Origin of the sequence: Kitasatospora sp. NPDC057518 (genome assembly GCF_042802075.1) — a bacterium.
In the GTDB taxonomy this organism is placed as follows: domain Bacteria; phylum Actinomycetota; class Actinomycetes; order Streptomycetales; family Streptomycetaceae; genus Kitasatospora.
Genome location: NZ_JBHVEU010000512.1, coordinates 1 through 6,018 on the forward strand (window position 1 = coordinate 1; position 6,018 = coordinate 6,018).

The 6,018-nt window shown below is 74.1% G+C and carries 4 protein-coding genes and 1 pseudogene; 4 read left to right on the top strand and 1 reads right to left on the bottom strand.

Going from position 1 to position 6,018, the window contains the following annotated elements; all coding sequences use genetic code 11:
• Nucleotides 1-482, top strand: a pseudogene (locus ACFU7Z_RS34650) (alpha/beta hydrolase); the annotation flags it as partial.
• Nucleotides 483-491: 9 nt separating this feature from the next.
• Here ACFU7Z_RS34650 and ACFU7Z_RS34655 read toward each other — a convergent pair.
• Nucleotides 492-3,293: an ATP-binding protein gene (locus tag ACFU7Z_RS34655; protein WP_380781961.1), complete on the bottom strand. Its 2,802-nt coding sequence runs from the start codon at nucleotides 3,291-3,293 to the stop codon at nucleotides 492-494.
• Between the two features lie 581 nt (nucleotides 3,294-3,874).
• Here ACFU7Z_RS34655 and ACFU7Z_RS34660 point away from each other — a divergent pair.
• The 3 genes from ACFU7Z_RS34660 to ACFU7Z_RS34670 all read left to right on the top strand — a co-directional run bounded on the left by ACFU7Z_RS34660 (nucleotide 3,875) and on the right by ACFU7Z_RS34670 (nucleotide 5,945).
• Nucleotides 3,875-4,477, top strand: a complete 603-nt coding sequence (locus ACFU7Z_RS34660; RefSeq protein ID WP_380781963.1) for a DUF1349 domain-containing protein — start codon at nucleotides 3,875-3,877, stop codon at nucleotides 4,475-4,477.
• Between the two features lie 192 nt (nucleotides 4,478-4,669).
• A complete protein-coding gene (locus ACFU7Z_RS34665) occupies nucleotides 4,670-5,011 on the top strand; it encodes a thioredoxin family protein (protein WP_380781965.1) in 342 nt (113 codons plus the stop codon).
• A 40-nt stretch (nucleotides 5,012-5,051) separates the two neighbouring features.
• On the top strand, nucleotides 5,052-5,945 hold the full coding sequence (locus ACFU7Z_RS34670; RefSeq protein ID WP_380781967.1) for a class I SAM-dependent methyltransferase: 894 nt from the start codon (nucleotides 5,052-5,054) through the stop codon (nucleotides 5,943-5,945).
• Nucleotides 5,946-6,018: the final 73 nt, after the last annotated feature.

The window sequence follows — 6,018 nt, forward strand, 5'->3', positions numbered from 1 at the left end:
GTGTGCCGCCGGCCGACGGCCGGTCCCGGCCGTGGCCGCTGATGTCGGCCGGCCCGACCCGGCACCCGGGCTTCGGGCAGCTGCCGCGCGCCCGGTTCCGACACCTCGTCGTCAACACGGTCGGAGAGGGGGAGGCCGAGCAGCTCTTCGACCGGTACGCCGTCCCGGCCCCGCTCCGGCTGCTCGCGGACCTCGGACTCGACGGCACCGCCACCGGGCCGGCCGGCACCGTCGTGGACACGGCCAATACGGCGCGCGGACCGCTGCTGCTGGTCTCCGGCCAGGAGGACCGGATGGTCCCGGACGTCGTGACCCGCTCGGTCTACAAGCTCTACGGCGACTCCTCCGCCGTGACGGACCTGAAGCAGTTCGCCGATCGGGGGCACTCCCTGGTGTTCGACAGCGGCTGGCGTTCGGTCGCCGACCACGTCCTCGGCTGGCTGGCCGCCAACGGCGTCGAGGCCGTGGCCCCACAGGGGTGAGCGCGGGCATCAGACCTGCGCCGCGTCGGTCCGGCTCAACGCGTCGCGCAGTGCCGCCCGGGCGGTGATGCCCAGCTTGGGGAAGACGCGGTACAGGTGCGAGCTGACGGTACGCGGCGACAGGTGCATCCGCGCGCCGATCTCCTTGTTCGTCAGGCCGCCGGCGGCCAGGTCGGCGATGCGGCGTTCCTGCCAGGTCAGCGGGGCCACGGTCAGCGTCGGGACGCGGGGCGGGGCCCCGGTGGCGCGCAGTTCGGCCCGGGCCCGTTCGGTCCAGCCGGCCGCGCCCAGCCGCTCGAACACCTCGGCCGCCGGGACCAGGTACTGCCGCGCCGGGGCCGGGCCCTGGACGTGGCGCACCCGGATGCCGTGCGCCAGCCGGATCCGGGCCAGCTCGAACGGGAAGCGGGTGGCGTCCGGCTGGGATTCGGCCCGCGTGAACATCTCGGCGGCCTCCCGCTCGTCCTCGGCGGTCATCGCCAGCGCGCCGTAGGTGATCAGCCCCAGGCGGGGCGACACCTCCGGCAGACCGGCGTCGCGGGCGGCGAGGGCGTGCGCCCGGGCCTGGTCGACGCGTCCGGTGTGCCGGGCGGCCTCGACGAGATCGAGCAGGGTGCGCGAGGCCTGGTAGGCGTAGGGCCGGAACTTGCCCGGCTGGGTGATGCCGATGGCGTAGAGGTACGCGGTCTCGTAGTCGCCGGAGCTCAGCGCGGCGGTCGCGCCGGCGGCGTCGGCGACCTGGGTCAGGAATCCCAGTCCGCGCGGGCGGGCCCAGGCGTCCACCTCGGCCTGCAGGTCCCGGGCCCGCCCGACCTGTCCGCGCAGCGCCGCGAGCTGGGCCAGGTACGCGCGGCTCTGGGCGGCGAACAGCTGGTGGCCGTGCTCGGTCGCCAGGTCCAGGCCGCGTTGTCCGGTGTCCTCGGCCTCGGCCCATTCTCCGACCGTCAACTGGTCGAGCATGATCTGGTGCAGCATGACCATGCCGGTTGCCACGGCCCCGGTCTCCAGCTCGCGGTCGACGACACGCTGCAGGTGGGGGCGGTAGTGGCTCAGGAGGTCGAGGTGGTACGCGGCCGCGCCGAACTGCGTGACGTCCCAGGGTTCCAGGTCCGGCAGGGTCGTGGCGGCCTGTCGCACCGGCCCGGCGAAGCCGGCTCCGTGCCTGGTCACGTCGCTCCAGGTGCCGCTGTAGAGACGCGAGCGCCGGGTGAGGAGGCTGCCCAGGGAGGCGAGGAGTTCGTGCGTGCTCTCCCAGGCCGCGCGGTCCCCGCTGTACTGACTGATCGTCAGGAGCAGGACCACCAGTCGGGTGAGGACCTCGTCAGGTTCGGCTTCGCCGACGGTCGACGCGACGGCCGACCCGCCGTCCCGGAGCTTCTCGATCGCGGCCGAGACCTGGCGGTGCGTGGAGCGGACGTCCCCGTCCTGGTGGAGCGCCCGGTAGGCGGCCGCCAGCACCGAGGCCGGCGACCCCGTCGAGCCGGGCGTGAGGTCCGCCTGGACCAGCCGGTGCGCCTGGCCGAGGCGGGCGGCGTGAGCGGCGACGAAGGCCGCGTCGGCCAGGCGCCGGGACCGGCCGGTGTGGGTCTCGCTGAGCTCGGCGGCCCGGGTCAGCCAGGCCACGGCCGCCAGCGCGCCGCCGCGCCGGGTCGCCGACTCGGCCGCCGCCTCCAGGATGTCGGCGACGTCCTCGTCCGGATCGACCGTTGCCGCCGCCAGGTGCGTCGCCCGGCGTTCGAGGTTCTCCCGGTGAACCTGTGCCAGCGCCAGGTGGGCGGCGCGGCGCTGGTTGGGAGTGGCCATCCGCACGACGGCGGACCGTACGAGCGGGTGCCGGAAGACGAGATCGCCGGTGACCACCTCGATGTCCAGCAGCCCCGCGGCCACCGCCGTGTCGGCGTCACGCATGCCGTAACGGGTGCCGGGGACGGTGTCGGTGCCGCTCGGGGCCCCGGCGCCGTCGAGCGCGCCCATCAGCAGCTCGGTCCGCACCCGCTCGTCGAGGGCGGCGATGCGGGTGCCGAACAGCCGTTGCAGCCGTCGGGGCAACGGCACGCCGTGCTGGCCGACCAGGTCTTCGACCGGGAGATCGCTCGACCGGCCGGCGAAGTGGGCGGGCAGCTCCAGCAGGGCCAGCGGGTTGCCCCGGGCCCGCTCCAGGACGATCCGACGGACCTGTCGGCTCAGCTCCGGGTACCGGTGGTCCAGCAGGCGGGCCGCGTCCTCGTCGGTGAGGGCGGTGACCGGCAGTTCGGGCAGTGCGGCGGTGTCGAAGCGGGACGTGATGTCGCTGCAGACCGCGACCAGCATCTTCGCCGGGCCGCCGGCCAGGCGTCGGCCCACGAAGCCGCAGACGTCGGCGCTGGAGTCGTCCAGCCACTGCGCGTCGTCGAGGACCAGCAGCAGCGGCCGCTGCGCGGCGGAGAGCGACAGCAGGCTGAGCACGGCGATGCCGAGTGCCATGACCGACGGCGGATCGCCCCGCACTCCGCTGAACACGGCGTCGAACACCGCCCGGGTCCCGTCGTCCAGCCGCGCGACGTCGGTGAGCAGCGGATGGAGGACCTGGTGCAGCCCGGCATAGGGCAGCTCGGACTCCGCCTCGACACCGGCGGCCCGGATGACGACCTGGCTCTCCCGCTCCGCCAGCGCGGCGGCGTGGCTCAACAACGAACTCTTGCCGACCCCCGTCTCCCCCCGCAGGACCAGCGCCTGGCCCGTCGCGGCCGTCACGAACGCCGCGAGCTCCGCCTGCTCGTCCTCGCGGCCCACCATCGCCGTGGTGACGCCCCATCGCTGGAACCCGGTCATGTCCCCTTGCCCCTTCCTGATTTCGTTCCCACCGCGCGGCAGCTCCCGCAGCGCCGGCGGGTTGACGCGTGCTTCGGCGACGATCGCGCCCCGCACGCGGGGGTGCACCGGACCGGGCGGCATCGAGTCGAGCAACGTCCGGGCGTCGTCGCCGCGGAGCCCGTCCACCCGTGGTTCCGGCAGGCCGGCAAGGCGCCCGGCGCTGGTCGGCGTGCGGGCCCCAGGGCGGTCGTGCCGACGCCGGAAGCCCCTGCCAACAGGCCCCACCCCCGTCAGCTCCTTCGCGGCCATGGAAGCCGTGCGGCGTCCACCGACCACGATCCCGGGACCACGGGCCCGTCGAGCCAGTGTCGAACCCTGGCCAGTACCCTGGCCGGGGGCGGCCGGTGTCCGGCACGGGCGCGGTGGGGCCGGCATCCTCCTGGCCCCCGGGTGCCTGCTGACGGGACGCCACGCCGACGCCCGCCACCACCCGTAGACGCCCGCCGCGCGACGGGTTCCCCTCGCGTCGACGGGCGCGGAGGAGTCCGGGGCCGACGAACACCGACCGAGCGCCCCACCCGCACAACGGAAGCAGAGACATGAGCGATCAGCACACCATCGGCTGGGACGACGCGACCTGGCTCAACCCTCCGCTGGACGCCGTCCACGACGGCTCCGGGCTGCTGGTCACCACCCGGGACCGCAGCGACTTCTGGCGCACCACCAGCTACGGCTTCGTCCGGGACGACGGGCACGCGCTGCTGACCCCCTTGCCGGACGCCAGCGCCGTCGAAGTGACCTTCGTCGCCGACTTCGACGCCCTCTACGACCAGGCCGGACTCATGGTCCGGGTGGACGAGCGGACGTGGATCAAGGCCGGCGTGGAGATGACGGACGGCGTCCCGTACCTGGGCGCCGTCGTCACCCGCGGCCAGTCCGACTGGTCCCTGGCCCCCGTGCCCGACTGGAACGGGCGCCACATCACCGTCCGGGCCAGCCGCGTCGGCGATGCCCTGACCATCCGGGCCCGTCGCGACGACGACCCGTGGCGCATGGTCCGGCTCGCCCCGCTGGCACCGGAGGCGGTGGCATCAGCCGGCCCCTTCTGCTGCTCCCCGCAGAGCGAGGGCCTGCAGGTACGGTTCACCGGCTTCCGTCAGGGGCCCGCCGACGCGTCGCTCCACGACCCGGCCGCGGCGTAGACCGAGCGTTCCCCGGCCCCCGCACCTCCCCTGAATCAGGAAGCATATTTGCGAAAACGGCAAGTCTGATTGCCGTCTCCGCGATTGCGGGCGCACCCTCGGAGCTGAGGTTCGAGCGCCGCCCCGGTCCCGGTCCGGTCCCGCCGGGAGCGGCGCTCGTGCGCGAACGCACCGGAAGAGGAGAGCCCCGCCATGGCCGCAAAGTCCACCCGCTTCGTGGAGAGTGTCACCGAACAGACCTTCCCTGCCTGCGTGTTGAAGGCGGAGCGCCCCGTCCTGGTCCAGTTCTGGGCCGCGTGGTGCGGGCCGTGCATCAGGGTCACTCCCATCGTCGAGGCGTTGGCCGCCGAGCACGCGGGCGTCCTGGACGTCGTCAAGATCAACGTCGACGAGGAGGCCGGACTGGCGGAGCGGCACGGGGTCACGTCGATCCCCGCCTTCGTGGTCTACGCCGACGGCGCCGTCGCCATGGCGTGGACGGGTGCCGCGCCGAAGCCGGTCCTGGAGCGCCAGCTCGCCCCCTTCCTCCGCTGAGCGCGGACCCGGACCGACCCACGAAGGAAGGCATGGACTCATGAACCCGCATCACGACCAGGACATCGGGTGGGACGCCTCCGGCGCGCTCCGGGAGCGCGAAGCCGGTGTGCACGCCCCCGCTCTCCTGCGGGCCGTGGAGTGGTTGCGGGGTCTGCTGCGGATCGGCGGCGGCGGACACGCTCCCGTCCACCGGGTGCTGGACGTCGGCAGCGGGCCGGGCGTGGTGACCTGCCTGTTGGCGCACACCTTCCCGGATGCCGAGGTCGTAGCCGTCGACCGGTCGCCCGGCCTCCTGGAACAGGTCCGTTCGCGCGCGGCGGCGCAGGGGGTGGCGGACCGCGTCGTCACTCAACTGACGGACGTCAGCGGCGAGTTCGACGCGCTGGGTGCCGCCGACCTGATCTGGAGCCGTCACGGCGTCCAGCAGGTGGGGGACCAGCAGGCGGCACTGCGCTCCCTGGTCGCCTGCCTGCGGCCGGGCGGGCTCCTCGCCGTCGCCGAGAGCGGGCTTCCCCCGCGCTTTCTGCCCCGCGACATCGGCACGGGGCGTCCGGGCTTGCAGGCCCGCCTGGACGCGGCCGCCGAGGATGCCTTCGGCGCGATGCGCGACCAACTGCCGGGCGCAGCAGCGACGGTGGAGGACTGGCCGGCCATGCTCGCCCGTGCCGGGCTCGTTCCCAGCGGGACGCGCAGCTTCTTCACCGATCTCACGTCCCCCCTCGGGATGTCGGCGCGGGAGTACCTGCACCTGCGTCTGACCCGGCTGCGCGACCGGATCGGTGACCGGCTGGATCCGGAGGACCGCGCAACGCTGGAGCAGCTCCTGGACAGCGACACGTCCGCGGGCATCCTCGGACGTCCTGACGCCTTCTACCTCACGGCCGACACCGTCCACACCGCCCGGCCGTGCCACGGCGGCGTTCGGCACTGAAACGCTCCTCACCGTGACGAGGCCGCAGCCCAGCAGCTGCGGCCTCGTCGCTCGTCGTGGCCGGTCCGGGCCC

Coding starts and splice junctions, on each gene's coding strand:
- ACFU7Z_RS34660 (WP_380781963.1), top strand. CDS start 3,875: ATGAGCGATCAGCACACCATCGGCTGGGACGACGCGACCTGGCTCAAC.
- ACFU7Z_RS34670 (WP_380781967.1), top strand. CDS start 5,052: ATGAACCCGCATCACGACCAGGACATCGGGTGGGACGCCTCCGGCGCG.
- ACFU7Z_RS34665 (WP_380781965.1), top strand. CDS start 4,670: ATGGCCGCAAAGTCCACCCGCTTCGTGGAGAGTGTCACCGAACAGACC.
- ACFU7Z_RS34655 (WP_380781961.1), bottom strand. CDS start 3,293: ATGACCGGGTTCCAGCGATGGGGCGTCACCACGGCGATGGTGGGCCGC.